The organism is Aquidulcibacter sp. (assembly GCF_020253525.1).
Classification (GTDB): domain Bacteria; phylum Pseudomonadota; class Alphaproteobacteria; order Caulobacterales; family Aquidulcibacteraceae; genus Aquidulcibacter.
In genome coordinates, this window is sequence record NZ_JADCBK010000007.1 from 36,719 (window position 1) to 53,691 (window position 16,973).

The following is a 16,973-nucleotide window of genomic DNA, read 5'->3' on the forward strand; positions in this document are numbered from 1 at the left end:
TGGCCCTATAATTTTTTGACGACGTGGATAACGCTGTCTTGGTTGGCAATTATTTTGGGCGTTTCTTCCCGAGGAACAGACAATGTATCGCCAATCTCTAAAGGCAAGGGACCGTCTTCACACGTCAGGGTCAGCGCGCCTCGATGAACAAACAGCACCGCACCAGCTATCTCTTGAAGCTCTTGGCCCGCTTTGAGCGAGACTTGCGACAGGCTGAAACCATGCTCACCGCGCAAGATGCCGTCTTTATGGATGATCGGGTAGGTGCCCGGCTTTGCTTTTGCAACAAAAGATGCCGCCTCCGCCGGCGTGACAACGCGAAGTGAGGCAACTTGCTCTGCGGTTGTTTCGGGCATGATGGCGGCATCAGGAGGTACCATTTGCCCAGCCACCGTGTCGATCAACTGACCCGTCTCCAACAGGACAAGTCCATGCTTTCGGGCCAATTTGAAAACATCTGGCGCCCAAAGAACACGACCGGGATCATCCTGGCCCAGAACCGCCCACAGGAAGCCTATGTCTTCGCCAATATTGGTAAATCCGCGAAACATGCCCGTCGGTATCGAAATGACATCCCCAGGCCCCATTTCAACCTGAGCATCTTGACCCTTTTCACCCAAATCAAAGCGCCAATGCCCCGTATGAACGAGAAATACTTCTGCCGTATCGTGACTATGCTGAGAGTTCACACATGCGGGTGGTTGGCGGGCACCCCCAATATTGAAACCATGCGGCTCAGCAATATGGACATATTGATCGGGATTTTCAGAAACCCCGGGGCCAATAATGGTGAAATTCTCTTTTGCTTCCGACCCCGGTGAACGACAGTCGATGAAAGCATTATAGCACGGACGCAAATCTACGTAGCGCACCAAACGCGCTTCCCAATCTTCTGCGCGCCTGGGGCGCAGACCTTCGCGGGACATAGAAGCAAAATCCTGATCCACCCCAACCATCCAATCATCAGAACCTGGCGATCGACAGATTCTTCAACACCCTAAAAGCCACTTGCTTCAAAATAAGGGTTTACGACCGTTGCATTCGAAGTCAATATGCTTTGGATGAACGAACCGAAAAACCTCAAGCCGGACTACTGGCGCGCAATCGATGCGGCGCGCGACTTAAGCCTCTGTGCGTCCAACCTCTTGAACGAACTCTATGCCCCAAACTGTGTCATGTCGGTGTGTGCCCCATTTGACCGCGCCACGGGGGATCGTTTGGTTGGTCGAGACGCGATTTATGAGGGCTTCTTCGCCCCTTTAGTGGCGTCTTTCTCCGACCTCGAACGCCGCACCGACATCTTGATGCAGGGTGTTTTCAAATCGGGTGATTGGATTGCCAGTTACGGTTGGCTCGTTGGCAGGTTTGAAAAGGACTTCTTTGGGATTGCCGCAACCCATCGTCCTCACTGGCTTCGCTTTGGCTGGTTTGAGCGACTGGAATATGGTCAAGTTGTTGAAAGTATTGTTATCCTAGACATTGCACGGCTGATGATAGAATGTGGCGTTTGGCCGGTTCGAGCACAATTGGGTGAATCCTGGTCGCCTGCACCAGCCACCCAAGACGGCCTATACCTTGGCTTGTCGGAGGCTTCTGAGAGCGAGAAGAGCCTGAAACTGGTTGAAGCCATGATTGCCGGTCTCATGAGTTATGACGGCAAGTCGCTAAAGAGCATGGGCATGACCCGCTTTTGGACCCCTCAGTTTCATTGGTATGGGCCCGGCGGCATTGGCAGTGCCCGCGGGCATCAGGATTATGAACGGGCGCACCAACAACCCTTTTTGACCGCGTTTCCAGACCGTATCGGCGGCAATCACCGGTGTCGCATTGGGGATGGTGCTTTTGTCGCATCCTCAGGCTGGCCCAGCATAAACGCGACGCATCTGGGCGATGGGTGGTTAGGGCTTCCGGCAACCAACAAGCGCATAACCATGCGCGTTATGGATTTCTGGCGTCGCGATGGCGACTTCCTGAGTGAAAATTGGGTCTTTATCGATATGATCGACCTGCTCAAGCAGTTCGATTTAGATGTGTTTGCAGGCCCTTTGGCTAAAGCAAAAGCGGGGGCATGACATGAAGTTTGACGCACTTGATTGGGCAATCGTCATCGCCTTTTTGATTGGCAATCTGGTGCTTGGTTATGTCTTGGGTCGTAAAGTCACGACTGCCAAGGAGTTTAACCTCGGAAGCGGTTCAACACCGTGGTGGGCAATCGGTCTGTCGGTGATTGCCACCTATATCAGTGCGCTTTCCTTTTTGGGCGCGCCCGCCTGGGCCTATAAGGATGGACTGGCGGCCTTAGCCATTCATTTGAATTATCCCATCGTCATTATTCTGGTCACAGGCTTCTTCCTACCCTTCTTTTATATGAGTGGGGTTGCCTCAATTTATGAGTATCAAGAACGTCGGTTTGGGCAATTAAGTCGGGCCGTCATGTCGATTATTTTCTTGGTGACACAAGGCCTATCAACGGGCGCGATCCTGTTTGCGACTGCCCTTGTTTTGAAGTTCATTACTGGGATGTCCATCCCCATGGCCGTGGTGATCGTGACCATTATGGCTCTCATCTATACAACGATGGGCGGCATGTTGGCCGTTATCTGGACCGATGTCTTCCAAGCAGCGGTTTTGTTTGGTGGCGCGATCGTCATTCTCATTGCGCTTTTTGTTTCCATGCCGACACCAGTTGGTGAGGTCTTGGCAAACCTCAAGGAATTGGGGCGGTTGAGTGCGATTGATTTCACACCCGACCCAAGTGTGGCGACGACCATTTATTCGGGCCTGTTTGGCATGACGTTGTTTCACATCACCGTTTATGGTGCGAACCAGATGATGGTTCAGCGTACCTTAGGGGCGAAGAACATAGGTGACGCCAAAAAATCCTATCTTTTAATGGGCTATGCCGCCTTTCCGATCTATTTTCTGTTCTTCTTCATCGGCGTGCTTGCCTATGGCTATTATGACGGCAAGCCTTTCGACCAGCCCAATCAAATCATCTTGCAATTTGCCTCAGAGTCTGGGGTGCCGGGGTTGCTCGGTATCTTGGCAGCAGCGGTTTTGGCGGCCTCCATGTCGACCTTAAGCTCTGCCTTCAATTCGATGGCGACGGCCAGCGTGGTCGACTTCTATCAACGCTATTTCAAAAAAGATGGAGATGACGCACATTATCTCCGCGCAACCCGTATAGCGACGGTCATTTGGGCGGTCATCATCATTGGCCCTGCAATCCTCTACGATCAATCCAACGGCTCCATTCTGGAAGTTTTGAGCAAGATTGGCAGCTATTTTGTTGGGGCAAAGCTTGGCATGTATGGCTTGGGCTTCTTCTCAAAGCACACAACTGAGCGCGGCCTGATGGCTGGTGTGGTCGCAGGTTTTGCCATCATTTGGTTCGTCGCAAATTACACCGATGTTGCTTGGCCTTGGTTCTGCTTGATCGGCGGGGCGGCAACCATCATTGTCGGCTGGACCGCAAGCCGCATCTTGGACGGCAAGCAAGCCGAATGGTCCCCTTATTCCGTGCCGGGTCAACAAGCCCGGTTTGCAGCGGAAGGCCGGCCGCTCAAGGATGGTAATTGGAATACGATGCCGGGCGCAATTGATAAGCAGAGCCTGTGGTTGCTGGCCTATCTTGTCGCCACCTTGATCGCCTTGGCTCTGTTTGAATATCTCGTCTGAAGGCGACTCAGTTTTGCATGCGCATGCGAGATGGGCTGAGTCGTGCCTGCCTCATAGAGCAGAGCATTAGACCAGTTTGCGGGCATTTCTGCCACACTTGGACATTTCTCGCGCAGCAAGGTCATAAATTACGCCCAGACGGCGCATGACCCTGTTAAATTCTGCTTGCATTCGAAGTCATAATACAATCATATTATCTTTCGAAAAATCGAGGGGGTCCTTGCGATGCTGAATAATTTCGTCACTCACGCGACAAAAACAACACTTTTAGCAACCATATCCAGCTTGGCCTTTATGGTCGCGACGCCGAGCTTCGCGCAACAAAGTCCCTCGGATGCAACAGCCGAGCCTGAGCGTGGCATTGAAACCGTTGTGGTGACGGCACAGCGGCGCGAGGAAAACCTGCAGAATGTGCCCCTGTCTGTATCCGCCTTTAGCGCTGCCCAAATTCAAGCGCGCGGCCTTACCGACATGTCGCGCCTCGAAAACTCGGTACCCGGCCTAACATTTGGGCGTTCGGGTGTTGATGCGCGTCCCGCCATTCGCGGCGTTCGTACCGAAAATGTCGGCGTAAATGGCGATACCACAATCGGCTTCTTCATTGATGGCGTGTATCAATCGCGCGCCCAGCAGGCGACTTTAGGCTTCGTTGATCTTGATCGCGTTGAAGTGTTGCGTGGCCCACAGGGAACCCTTTATGGCCGCAACACATTTGGCGGCAATATCTCCATCGCGACCGCCCAGCCACGCATGGGACAGTTCAAAAGCGGGCTAGACGTCACAATCGGCGAGAACAACAAAGTTCGCATCGAGTCATTTGTGAACATCCCCATTAGCGACAATGCCGCTTTGCGCATCAGTGGGGCTTCAGAAGATGATGATGGCTATGTCAAGAACGTCAATCCAAACGGCAATAATCTGTTTGACGAAAAGACGCGCTATTTGCGGGCAGCTTTACTTCTGAAGCCAACAGACAAGCTGACAGCGACCATTAAGATCGACCAAGGAACCCGTGGTGGCGCGGGGGGCTCGGCCTTTGGCTATAAGCTTGTCGGCACTTTCTTCGACGTCCCTTCAAATCAGCAATTGTTCAATGCAACCCCGATCCGCAATTTGAATACGCGTGGCGGGAATCGCGATGGGGTGGTCGATGCGCCACTCACCATTGATGCTGGCATTCCGCTGTTTGCTGCCGGTGACCCATACACCATTGATACCGACCAAAAGACCATTTTGGACCTAAGCTCCACAGGGGCTAGCGCCAACATTGCCTATGAGTTTGACGCCTTCACCCTCAAGTCCATCACCGGCTTTGCGGACTTTGAGGCCGTGCGCACCTCTGACACGGATTTTTCCGCCAGCACAATCGGTACAGACTATCAGCTAACGTCGGCGAAGACGTTCAGCCAGGAATTCCAGATCTTGTCACGCGGGGAAGGCCCGCTGAGCTATGTTGTGGGTGCCTATTATTTTGATGACGAATTGCGCGGCGTCTTTATCAACGAGCAAGTACCACGGACCATTCGTGGGGTGGGGGCACCCGTCACTTTGCCTGTTGCCGGGGCCGGTTTCTATGATGAGCAACGCGCTGATACGACGTCGATTGCAGCCTATGCCCAAGGCACCTATGCGGTGAACGAAGCCTTGAAGCTGACGGCTGGCCTTCGATTTACCCGTGACACGAAGGACTTCAAATTCGCCAATGCGGCATCCGTGCTTCCCCTGACCGGGACACCCCCAACGCCAGTGGGGACCGCGATCACCTTGGCCACCGGCGGCATTCCAGCCAGTGCCTTTGGGTCCAAGGGTGCGCCTACCAATTGCGTGTTTGCGGCAACCGCAATCCAGCCACGTCCGGGCTTTGCCTGTTTGGCCGCCAATACGGCAGTGCTGACTGGGGCGACCTATGATACGGCTGAGTTTGAGAAGCTGACCTGGCGCTTGGCCGCCGATTATCAGCTGAGTGAAGACAGCCTGCTTTACGGCTCTGTTTCAACGGGTTTCCGTTCAGGCGGGTTTAACTCGGGTCAGAACCAAGCCGCTCTGACCCCAACCTTCAAACCCGAAGAAGTCACCGCATTTGAAATCGGTAGCAAAAATCGCTTCTTGGACAATACGCTGCAATTGAACATTGCTGCTTTCTTCAACCAATATGACAGCCTGCAAGAGCAGCGGCAGATCCCGGCAGGCAATACGACCCTGTCGATCATCGAGAACAGCGGTAAAGCCGAAGCCACTGGTGCTGAAATTGAGGCCATCTGGCGTCCGATTGATGATTTGACGCTGAACTTCTCGCTCTCGGTCCTAGATGCGAAATACACCGACTATACCAATGTGCCCTTGCCATTCGGGACCTCGATTGTTGTGGCAGACGCAACTCAACTCACCCCGACAATTGTCAACGGCATCACGATTGCCAATGCTGGGCAGCGTCGCATTTTCGCACCGGGCTATAATTGTGGCCCAGTTCCAGGAACCGGGACTGGCGCTCCAGGTGCCCCAGCCTTGGCCTTTGGCTGTGATCTGACGGGCAAGAAACTGCCATATGCATCTGACTATTCGGGCAGTTTCTCGGCTCAATATGTCTTTGACCTCGGCGGTCTGGGCCAAGTCACGCCCTTAGCCGTCCTGACGTTCAATAGCGGTTTCTATGGCCAACCTGCCAACTCAATCTTGGACAAGCAGGACGCTTACACGAAACTGGACTTGCGCGTTACGTGGGATCTGAATGACAATCTGTCTTTGGGTGCCTTTGTCAACAATGTGACCGATGAAGCAACGGCGACCCGCTTCGTTTGGGGCGGCGGCGGTGCCCTCCAAGCCAGCTATGCGCCACCTAAGCTCTGGGGCATTAAGGCAAATCTGCGCTTCTGATCTCGCGCCAACTTAAGAATGACGGGCTGAAGTGGAAACGCTTCAGCCCTTTTTCTTGCCTATTGCGCTGTCCAGCCTCCATCAACGAGCAGGCTAGTGCCCGTCACCATGCCGGAGGCAGGACTTGCAAGATACAAGACCGCCGCCGCAACATCTTCCACCTGCCCAATCTTGCCCATTGGGATCATGCCCTTAACAAAACTAAGGAACGCGGGATCGTCCAACATGGGCTTGGTCATCGCGGTTTCGATAAAGGTCGGTGCCACCGAGTTTACGCGTATGCCTTGGGGGGCAAGCTCTACCGCCATCGCCTTGGTCAAACCTTCTAACGCATGTTTGGTCATGCAATAGACCGTGCGCCTTGGCGAGCCGACATGACCCATTTGACTGGTGATATTGATGATTGAGCCGCCACGCCCATGGGCCAACATCGATTTTACGGCGGCTTGGGCGACTAAATAGGCAGCGCGTACATTGAGGTCTAGCATTCTATCGAGTGTCTCTGGTTCGACCTCTTGGATTGGAAGCGGGCGGTTCATGCCGGCATTATTGACAAGGATGTCGATCTCGAGCTTGCCCAAATCGGCAATAAATTCAGGATCGGTCAGATCGCCGACCATCGGTAGAATATTGGCGTTTTGATCAGCCAGCTCTTGCAAATCGACCGCGTTACGCGCCACGGCATGCACCTTGGCACCCGCCTCCGCGAGATAAACTGCGATGCTCGACCCGAGCCCCCGACTAGCCCCGGTTACGACAGCTTGTCGCCCTGAAAGCCCCTGTGCCCAAACTGGAAGCATCGTGCTTTTTCCCATCACTGTATCCCATTCTTGTTTCCGCAATTTGGTCTTTGACTTCGCAGTCATTTCCGTTAGCGTAGCGTGCAATCGAGCTAAGTAGCAAGCGTTGGGAGGCTGATTTGGCCAAGTATCTGAAAACCGGAATCAGTGAAACGGCAGCTGAGGAAGCCGATGCGGGCGTTCGGGCAACCGTTGAGGCCATCATTCAAGACATCAAGGCCAGAGGTGATGATGCTGTGCGCTATTGGTCGTCGAAATTCGACAATTGGGCACCCGATGATTTCAGACTGGGCCCAGATGCGATCGATGCTGCCTATCGCGCACTAAGCCTACAGACGATTGAAGATATTCGGTTCGCGCAAACACAGGTACGCAATTTTGCCCAAATCCAAAGAGACGCCCTCAAGGATGTTGAAGTCGAAACTTTGCCCGGCGTCGTTCTGGGGCATAAGAATTTGCCAGTGAACAGTGTGGGTTGCTATGTCCCCGGCGGCAAATATCCTTTGGTCGCATCTGCTCATATGAGTGTGGTGACTGCAAAAGTTGCAGGCGTGAAGCGGATTGTCTCGGTCGCCCCACCCTATCAAGGCGTGCCTAATCCAGCCATTGTAGTTGCGATGCACATGGCGGGTGCAGACGAAATCTATTGTATCGGCGGGGTGCAGGCGGTTGCCGCTATGGCGCTTGGAACCTCAACCATTGCCCCGGTTGATATGATCGTGGGTCCGGGCAACGCCTATGTCGCAGAAGCCAAGCGCCAACTTTTTGGCCGCATCGGCATCGACCTATTGGCCGGTCCGACCGAGACCCTCGTCATTGCCGATGAGAGCGTCGATGGCGAGCTATGTGCCGCTGACCTGTTAGGTCAGGCCGAACATGGCCCCAATTCACCGGCAGTCTTGCTGACCAATAGCGAGAAACTGGCGCGCGATACGATGGCAGAGATCGAGCGACAGCTGACAATCCTGCCAACAGCGGCGATCGCGGGAAAAGCGTGGGCCGATTATGGCCAAGTCATCGTTGCTGATAGCTATGAAGAGATGGTCACAATCGCCGACCAAATTGCCTCGGAACATGTCCAAGTCATGACCCGTGATCCTGACTATTTCTTGAAAAACATGACCAATTATGGCGCGCTCTTTTTGGGCTCTCGCACCAATGTCAGCTATGGGGACAAAGTAATCGGCACCAACCACACTTTACCAACGCGCGGCAATGCTCGCTTTACCGGCGGGCTGTGGGTTGGGAAATTCATCAAGACCTGCACTTATCAACGTGTCTTGACCGATGAGGCCAGTGTGATGATAGGTGAATATTGCTCACGCCTTTGCGCCATAGAAGGCTTTGCAGGCCATAAAGAGCAGGCAGATATTCGGGTGCGACGTTATGGCAAAAAAGAAGCCGCTTGATCAAACCACACAAGAGAAGACTGGGGTGACATCCTATGATGTTGCACGTCGCGCCGGCGTGTCCCAGTCCGCCGTCAGCCGGGCCTTCAGGAAAGGCGCTTCCGTCGCACCGGCTACCCGGGCTCGCATTGTCGAGGCCGCTCAAGCGCTAGGCTATGAGCCCAATGCCATTGCACAAGGCTTGATTACCAAGCGCTCCAACCTCGTTGCCATCATTATTTCCAATCTAACAAACCTCTATTATCCAGAGGTCTTGGCCGAGCTCACCCAACGTTTGTCCCAACATGGGGTGCGCGTCCTTTTGTTTAGTTTGGCCGCAGAATCTGATGTTGAGGAAGTTCTAGGTCAGGTCTGGCGTTACCGCGTCGATGGCGCGATTGTCGCCGCCCGTCTGTCTACGGATCAATTGGTTGCCTTCTCTAACCGCGGGGTCCCCTTGGTGCTCTATAACCGCGTTGGTGAAGGGGTGCCGGTCGCCAGCGTCTGTTGTGATTCAGACTTGGGCGAGCGTGCTTTGGTGGACGGTTTGGTGCAAGCTGGCCATCGGTGCTTTGGAATTATCGGTGGGCCCGCTGATTCCTATGTCGGCGAAGAACGCGCCAATGCAGCGATGAATCGCCTCGCCCATCATGGCATTCAAGCCCAATTTGTCCGGGGTCGGTTCGATTATGAAAGTGGCGGTGCCGGCCTAAAGACACTGATGGACCTTACAGAGGGCAAGCTGGATGCGCTGATTTGCGTCAATGATTTAATGGCGATTGGGGCCATGGACACGGCGCGGAATATTATTGGCAAAAAGGTTCCAAACGAATTGTCGATCACGGGCTTTGATGGCGTGAGCCCTGCAACTTGGGAGGCCTATCAACTCACGACGATCCGCCAGCCCGTGCGGCGCATGACCCAAGCGGCTGTCGCCATGCTGTTGGAGCGAATTGAAAGCCCAGACATTTCTCCAGAACAACGTTTGTTCGCGGGGGAATTGCTGTCCGGCCGGTCGGCACGTCTGTTGTGACGGCACCTCCATCCCTCGTTTGGATCCCGGGCCACATGTGCGACCACAGACTGTGGCAGGATGTGGGGCCAATCACTGGCTACCCAAATGAGTTTGCTGACCTAACCCAGTCAGATCATGTTGAGAGCTTGGCCCATAATATCTTGGAGAGAGTTACAGGGCCCATTATCCCAATCGGCTTTTCTATGGGGGCTATTGTGGGGCTGATGATGGCCAAGCTCGCACCTGAGCGCTTGGTTGGGATGGTGCTTTCCAGCACCAATTGCACGGCAGATTTACCCGAAAGATCGGCTGCCCGCCTAGCCCAACAAGCCCAAGTTCGAGACGGCCACTTGCTCGAGATCGTACGAGACGAGCTTAAGCCACATTATCTAAGCCCTGCCTCGCTTGGCCAAAAGCGTGCAGAAATCCTCGACCTAACTTTGAAAATGGGAATGGATCTTGGGCCAGACGTGTTTTTGCGCCAAAGCGAGGCACTTCGCACCCGACCAGCCCTATGCGACGTGATTGGCGGCTTCAAGGGCCCAATCCTTATCCTTGCTGGCGCAGACGACCGCCTATGTCCACCGGCCTGGCACGCCCAAATGGCTGCCCGTAATCGCCATGCCAGCCTTATCCAGATTGAAGGTGCCGGGCATTTGGTGCCGCTAGAGCAGCCATCAGCCTTCCTTCGGGCCATTTCAGACTGGCTAACCACCCTAAAAACAACGCCAAAGCAGGAGATGAACGCATGAGCGACCGCATTCTAACTACCCATGTCGGTTCATTGCCGCGCTCCAAAGCCGTCACGGACCTGATTTTTGCTGCAGAACGCGGCGACCCGATTGACCAAGCCCAATTTGACGAAGTGATTGGTAGAGCAGTTGATGAGACCGTCGCGAACCAAGTTCGGGTTGGGATCGATTTGGTTTCAGACGGCGAAATGTCCAAGATTTCCTATGCGACCTATATCAAGGACCGGATCACAGGCTTTGACGGCGATAGTCCACGAACCCCGCCTTCTGACCTCGAAGCCTTTCCAAGCTTTCTGCAACGCCAAGCCAGTGGTGGCGGTACGCCAACCTATCGGCGCCCAAAATGTATCGGTCCGGTTGCCGTGAAGTCGATGGAACCCCTCAAGGCCGACCTGCGCTTCATGGCAGTGGCCATCGCGAAGCATCAGCCTGTTGCGGGCTTCATGAATGCTGCTTCGCCCGGCGTCATCGCGCTCTTCCAACCTAATGAGCATTACCCAACACAGGATGATTATCTTGAGGCCCTCGCCGAGGCCATGCGGCCAGAGTATGAGACAATCGTCGCGGCTGGCCTGATCTTGCAACTCGACAGCCCAGATTTAGGGCTCGGGCGGCATATGATGTATAAAGATCGTAGCGATGAGGACTATCTCAAACTCATCGGCACCCATGTTGATGTGCTGAACCATGCACTGCGCAATGTACCAGCAGACCGTGTTCGTATGCATGTCTGTTGGGGCAATTATGAAGGGCCGCACCATCATGATGTTGAGATGGGCGTGATCCTGCCAACACTGATGAAGGCCAAGCCAGCAGGCCTATTGTTCGAGACCTCCAATCCACGTCACCAGCACGACTGGAATTATTTTGTTGAAATGCTGGCGATCATTCCAGACGACAAAATCCTGATCCCGGGCGTTATTGATTCGACGACTAATTTCATTGAGCATCCCCGGGTTGTGGCAGAACGCCTCGAGCGGTTTGCTGGAATCATTGGTCGAGAGCGCGTGATTGCAGGCACCGATTGCGGTTTCTCGACCTTTGCAGGGTTTGGGGCGGTTGATCCTGAAATTGTCTGGGCTAAACTCAAAACATTGGTTGATGGTGCCGAATTGGCGAGCAGCAAACTATGGAGCCAAGCCGCGTGAGTGCGTTTCGAGATAAGCTGCGCGCGGGTGACGTGATTGCAGCAACTTGGGTCAAAACACCTAGCCCAATGATTGTCGAGGTCTTGAGCCTGAGTTCGCTGGACTGCTTAGTCCTCGATGCCGAACATGCCCCGTTTGACCGGACGAGCTTAGACTTATGCATTTTGGCCGCACGAGCCTATGCAAAACCCGTACTTGTGAGGCCTGCATCGAGCAGTCATGAGCACATTCTCAATGCCCTTGATTGTGGTGCCGATGGCGTCGTCCTTCCCCATATTCGCAGTGCCGAGGAGGCCGCCGAAGCCGTGAAAGCCTGCCACTATGGCCGGGGCGGTCGCGGTTATGCCGGTTCTAGCCGCTCAGCAGGTTATACAACCAAGGGCATGGCGAAACATCGTGAGACCGCCAAAAATGTCATCGTCATTGCACAGATCGAAGACGTTGAAGCCGTTGAAGAATGTGAGGCAATCGCGCGGGTAGAGGGAATTGACGCGCTATTTATTGGTCGTGCGGACCTGACCGTCGCCTATGGCGCGACAACGCCCGATGATGAGATCGTCGTGGCAGCTGTCGAGCGGATCGTTGCCGCTGGAAAAGCCGCAGGACGGGTCACGGGGTTGTTCCTTGCGCGGACTAGCGATGTGCCCCTTTGGCGTGAAAAAGGGGCGAGCCTTTTTGTCTTAAGCTCAGATCACGATTTCATCCTGCAAGGCGCTGCTGCCCTCAGCCAAGCCATTCGAGGCTGAATGTGCGGGTCTGGAAGGCTGAAACGCCCTGTCACCGTACCAAGCGTTTGCGAAAGTAAAGCGCGGAGGCGCAAATGCCGAGGAAGCCGATAAAACCAACGCCATAGGCAGCTTGGACAAAAAATGGCACCCAAGCGAGATGGATATTGCCCAGATTCTTGGTCAGAAGTAGGCTGATACTGCCAATATAGCCAACCGAATCAGCAACATAGATTAGAAACCCGGCCGTGGCGACACGGCCACTGGCCGCCACCAGTCGGTCAAACAGGACCGTATTGAACGGGGTATAAGCCGCATAAAGCCCTGCGCCCACCAAAATCATCCAGAGAATGGGACCAATCAGCCCAAGCTGGAAAGCCAAAGTCGACAGGCCGATACAGGCAAAGCCTGCCGCTAAAATGCCATGCACAACGAGAAAGGCGATCCGATTATCCTTGATTACCATAAGGGAGGCTAAGATGGCCAAAGCCACAACAGCAACCGGCAGCTCAGATAGGGTAAAGATCGCGGCACCATTGGCCTGGCCAAGGTCGCGCCAAATCTCGGCGGCGAAATTGTCGCGGAAATCGCGAAAGGCGGTCAGAAAGACATAGGCACCGACAAGAAGGATAAGGCCGGGCGCATAGGCCAACATAAAGCCATTACGCTCTTTGGGCTGCATGGGCGCGCGACGGACGCGTTGGGCCTGATCCTCCTCTGAGGGAGGTGGCAAGAGGGATAGGCCCCAGACGGCCAAAAACAACAGCGGAAAGAATAATGCCCCAGCTGCCGCTGGCATCCAGAACGGGCTGATGGCAAACTGGCTCATCAAAAGGCTTCCGACAGTTTTCACAATGCCAGAAGAGACAATGAAGCTGACACAGAGGATTGCGCCAAGAGCCTCAGAGGTTCTGCGCCCCTCCAAAAAACTGAAAACCAAGCCCCAAATCAGCCCCAGAGGCAGCCCATTGAGAAACAGTGCCGCGACATTCCAAGGGGCTGGAACAAGCGCGAATAGGATGAGGGCAAACCAAGAAAAGCCGATCAGGGCCAAGATTGCGACCCCCCGTTTGGCCCCATCTAATTCCGCAATGACCTTGATACCGATGAATTTCGAGACGGCATAACCCAGCACTTGGGCTATTACCAAGGCGACCTTGTAATCGAGAATAAAGCCCCAGCCCGCGACATCTTCATAGGTCGCCGCCGAAAACGGCTTGCGAAACGCAAACATCGAAAAATAGGCGCAAAAAGCAACAAGGCCACCATAGGCAATGAAAGCCGCCGGATGGGCACGCGATAACCAAGATTGAACCCGCCCCATATGCCCCCCAGTGTCCCATCCGCCCCCGGACTTTGCTATCCAAGACTACTTCTTGAATGCCCGCAATAGCTTGGCCTGAGTGTTGAAATTCATAAGTGGGCGTAAGTCAGCCTAAGTGCCCCCATCTAAGGCGCGGCGGAATTCCAAGTGACCCCCCAAGCAGCCCAAGAAAAAGCCCTTCCCCATAAATGGGGAAGGGCTTTGACATGTACCAATCTCGCCTTTCGGCTAGAGATCAATATTCGCTCTCATCGACATAGAAGCTGGGCTTTGACGCGGGCTGCAGGCTTGGACCTTCTTCCGGATCAATAATGCCAGCTTCAGCCGCGGCTTTTGCACGGCGCGAAGAAGAAGCTTTGACCAAAGCGTCCAGCTCAATCTGCGTGCACAGGCCGATCGTTACGGGGTCAACCGGCTTAATCTGCGCACTGTTCCAATGGGTGCGGCTGCGCACGCTTTCGATGGTCGACTTGGTGGTGCCAATCAACTTGCCCATCTGGGCGTCAGTGATTTCTGGATGGTAGCGCAAGAACCAAGCAATCGCGTCTGGGCGGTCTTGGCGACGCGATACCGGCGTATAGCGACCACCCCGCTTCTTGACCGGTGGCAAGTCTAACTTGCGGCCTTCCAGCGGCTTAATCTTATAATTTGGGTCGGCTTCACCGCGCGCAATCTCCTCACGCGACAATTGCGAATTGGCGATTGGGTCCAACCCGCGCACACCGGTTGCGACATCGCCATCGGCAATCCCTTTAACTTCCAGCGGATGCAGGCCGCAGAAAGCTGCGATCTGGTCGAATGTCAGGCCGGTATTGTCGATCAACCACACGGCAGTGGCTTTGGGCATCAAGATCTCGTACATGATTTCTGGCCTCCAGATACAAAATCGCCCGGCGCGACGGCCGGGCAAGGGGTCGCGGGCCCCTTCACTTAAGGGCCCTATAGGCACAGACATAACGGTCTCTTGCGAATTTTGGAAGCCCGATGACTGTTAGTTGGTGTGCAATCGGGCCTACACTTAATCGGTATTAGAACCGCGTCGACGCGCGCACCCGCATCAGGGTTTGTGACGAGGCGTCGGCGATATGGTTGGGCTCGTGAATGTGGGTCAATTCAACGCCCAGCCACGCGGAAGTCTCAGATGCACCCCCCAAGAGCCAGTCCCGGCTTGCCGTCAAACGCAACTCCCGGCCCGTTGGTGCCACATCAAAGCGGCGCTCTGACCAAGTCTGAGCACTGCCCCAAGTTAGGTAGGGATCGGCTAAACGGTAACGCAGGCTGCCCTGCTCTACCCGCAAAGGCTGCTCCAGCCCGAAGCGCCACCAGCCATTGGATAGGCTTTGGGCATAAACCAGCGATGCCGCGCTGGCGTAAATTGGGGCTCCTGCCGCGAAAGCCTTGTTGCCGGAAAAGTCAGACAGCCGCGCGCCTTGAAGCCGCGCGGTTACACTGGCTGTCTCGGTCAAAGCCCAATCAAACTGTAGCCCCAAAAACCGGCTTTGGGCCCGGGTCCCGTCGACTTGTCGGGTTTCAACCAGAGACGCGCCATCATTCCAACGAGAGCCCAAGAAGCTGCCCTGCTCTGCCAAACTGCCCAGTTCCAGCACACTGGTAAGGCGTGCACCTTGATGTGCCAGTTGGACAAGGGAAGCATTCTGGCGGGTCTCAGCTAAGGTCCGCACACGGCTGGCACCACCGGTCGCATTGAATGCATGCAAACTGAAAGCATCTTTCGAAAAAATCAGGCCTTGGAAGGATTGGAATTGCCCAAGGCCCATTAGGCCAAACTGAGTGCCACCGCCTGCCGCATCTCCCGCCAGACCATAGGGTCGCGTTGCGGCATCTGAACCCGACTGCGCTAACGATAGGGCCAGGCTGCCGCCCCATGGCGTTGTTGAAGCGGGCATCAAAGCGCGAATAATCGGTGTTTGTGCATGGACCCGATCATCTTGCACGCCCCAAGCGGCACTGGCAGGCGTGCGACGGCTAAAGCTCAAAAGGCTATCGCCGATCTGGGCGGCCTGTTGTGGCTCAGAAGCATAGGTTTCTGCACTGAAGCCCAAATCCGATTGAGGACGTAGGCGGTAACCGAGTGAGACATTGAAAGGACGCTGATATTCATCCAGCACGGCAGTCGACAGGCCATCCTGCATAAAGGCATCGCCAAAGGCTTGGCCTGCAATCCCATCGAATAAGTCGACGCGCACGGCTTCGCCGCTAGAACTGGTGGTCGCCGTCGCCCCGACGGGCGCGAACGCGCGTTCAAGGTCGATAATGCCACGCCCAAATGTGTCATCAATGCCGGTTGTGCCTAGATCGCGCGCCGTGCGGTAAAGGATATCGACCGCCTGTACACCGGTCAGATTAGGGAAAGCTTGGAACAAAAGGGCCAAGGAACCACTGATATGCGGGGCCGAAAAAGAGGTTCCCGACACGCGCCAGCAGGAAGTTGTGTCGCAATCCGCAATGATATCCGTACCGGGTGCCACCAAATAATTGGTGCGCGTTACCCCGGCCTTTGCGCTAAAGGTCGAAAGCGCCTCAGCCGTATCGGTCGAACCTGCCGCGATGATCAGACCACGGAATCGCGGATCAATCGACAATTGCGCCGGGAATTCTGGATCCGCCGTCGCATCATTCCCAGCCGAAGCCACAATAACGATCCCTGCATTGGTTGCACGCAACAGGGCAGCGGTTAGCGTCGACCCAGTTGACGTTGACCCACCAAGGGATAGATTGATCACACGGACGCCGTCTGCAATGGCAGAATCGACACCGCGTGCAATATTGGTCTCTGGCAGTTTACAGCCTTTGTCCGCACCCACTTCCTCACACGTGCCCTCGCGGTCTGCGCGATAGCTGATGATGGTAGACTTGAAGGCAACGCCCACCGTGCCTTGGCCATTGAACTCATGGGCAATCACACCCGATACGCGTGTCCCGTGACGCTCTTCTGCCGCGATGGTCTGATTGGGGCGGCCGGTTTCCATATCGCGCGACAAAGGCGAAATATTATTCCTGAGATCAATCTGCTGAAGATCGATCCCAGTATCGATAACGCCGACACGAACGCCCGCGCCAGTTGCGCCATACTCCCATGCCTTCACTGCCTTAATGCCGGCCAGACCCCAGCTGCGCGTATATTCGCGCGATGTCGCTGACGGATAGTCCACACCGGCAACCAGTGCCGGAGGCGGCGGCGGGGGTGGCGGGGGGGGTGGCGGCGGTGGCGGGGGCGGCGGCGGGGGTGGGGGGGGTGGAGGAGCCGG

At 55.1% G+C, this 16,973-nt stretch carries 13 protein-coding genes; 8 read left to right on the top strand and 5 right to left on the bottom strand.

What is annotated here, in order from left to right:
• Positions 1–5: 5 nt before the first annotated feature.
• Entirely contained in the window at positions 6–872 is an 867-nt protein-coding gene (locus tag IOB61_RS01405; RefSeq protein WP_290811084.1) for a cupin domain-containing protein, read from the bottom strand.
• Positions 873–1,061: 189 nt separating this feature from the next.
• On the opposite strand from IOB61_RS01405, the gene IOB61_RS01410 reads away from it, so the two are divergent.
• From IOB61_RS01410 to IOB61_RS01420, 3 genes are all read left to right on the top strand, one after another.
• Positions 1,062–2,072: an ester cyclase gene (locus IOB61_RS01410; RefSeq protein WP_290811087.1), complete on the top strand. Its 1,011-nt coding sequence runs from the start codon at positions 1,062–1,064 to the stop codon at positions 2,070–2,072.
• A 1-nt stretch (position 2,073) separates the two neighbouring features.
• Positions 2,074–3,678, top strand: coding sequence for a sodium:solute symporter (locus IOB61_RS01415; RefSeq protein WP_290811090.1), 1,605 nt, complete (start codon positions 2,074–2,076; stop codon positions 3,676–3,678).
• A 225-nt stretch (positions 3,679–3,903) separates the two neighbouring features.
• Complete coding sequence (locus IOB61_RS01420) at positions 3,904–6,552, top strand: TonB-dependent receptor (protein WP_290811093.1); 2,649 nt, start codon at positions 3,904–3,906, stop codon at positions 6,550–6,552.
• Between the two features lie 59 nt (positions 6,553–6,611).
• Here IOB61_RS01420 and IOB61_RS01425 read toward each other — a convergent pair whose 3' ends face one another.
• Positions 6,612–7,352 (bottom strand): SDR family NAD(P)-dependent oxidoreductase, encoded by a 741-nt coding sequence (locus tag IOB61_RS01425; RefSeq protein ID WP_290811096.1) that lies wholly within the window; start codon positions 7,350–7,352, stop codon positions 6,612–6,614.
• A 119-nt stretch (positions 7,353–7,471) separates the two neighbouring features.
• On the opposite strand from IOB61_RS01425, the gene hisD reads away from it, so the two are divergent.
• Genes hisD through IOB61_RS01450 form a run of 5 tightly spaced genes read left to right on the top strand, consistent with a single transcriptional unit; the run spans position 7,472 to position 12,401 of the window.
• Positions 7,472–8,761, top strand: coding sequence for a histidinol dehydrogenase (gene hisD / locus IOB61_RS01430; protein ID WP_290811099.1), 1,290 nt, complete (start codon positions 7,472–7,474; stop codon positions 8,759–8,761).
• Positions 8,739–9,773, top strand: coding sequence for a LacI family DNA-binding transcriptional regulator (locus IOB61_RS01435; RefSeq protein ID WP_290811102.1), 1,035 nt, complete (start codon positions 8,739–8,741; stop codon positions 9,771–9,773). Before hisD ends, IOB61_RS01435 begins: the two co-directional genes overlap by 23 nt.
• A gap of 35 nt (positions 9,774–9,808) precedes the next feature.
• Entirely contained in the window at positions 9,809–10,507 is a 699-nt protein-coding gene (locus IOB61_RS01440) for an alpha/beta hydrolase (protein ID WP_290811105.1), read from the top strand.
• Positions 10,504–11,655: a cobalamin-independent methionine synthase II family protein gene (locus tag IOB61_RS01445; RefSeq protein ID WP_290811108.1), complete on the top strand. Its 1,152-nt coding sequence runs from the start codon at positions 10,504–10,506 to the stop codon at positions 11,653–11,655. Before IOB61_RS01440 ends, IOB61_RS01445 begins: the two co-directional genes overlap by 4 nt.
• Entirely contained in the window at positions 11,652–12,401 is a 750-nt protein-coding gene (locus IOB61_RS01450) for an aldolase/citrate lyase family protein (protein ID WP_290811111.1), read from the top strand. The genes IOB61_RS01445 and IOB61_RS01450 overlap by 4 nt, the downstream gene beginning before the upstream one ends.
• Before the next feature lie 31 nt (positions 12,402–12,432).
• On the opposite strand, the gene IOB61_RS01455 is transcribed toward IOB61_RS01450, so the two are convergent.
• The 3 genes from IOB61_RS01455 to IOB61_RS01465 form a co-directional block, all read right to left on the bottom strand.
• On the bottom strand, positions 12,433–13,704 hold the full coding sequence (locus IOB61_RS01455) for a DUF5690 family protein (RefSeq protein ID WP_290811113.1): 1,272 nt from the start codon (positions 13,702–13,704) through the stop codon (positions 12,433–12,435).
• Between the two features lie 235 nt (positions 13,705–13,939).
• On the bottom strand, positions 13,940–14,566 hold the full coding sequence (locus IOB61_RS01460) for a DUF1013 domain-containing protein (protein ID WP_290811127.1): 627 nt from the start codon (positions 14,564–14,566) through the stop codon (positions 13,940–13,942).
• Between the two features lie 166 nt (positions 14,567–14,732).
• A partial coding sequence (locus IOB61_RS01465) for a S8 family peptidase (RefSeq protein WP_290811116.1) occupies positions 14,733–16,973 on the bottom strand: 2,241 nt, incomplete at its 5' end.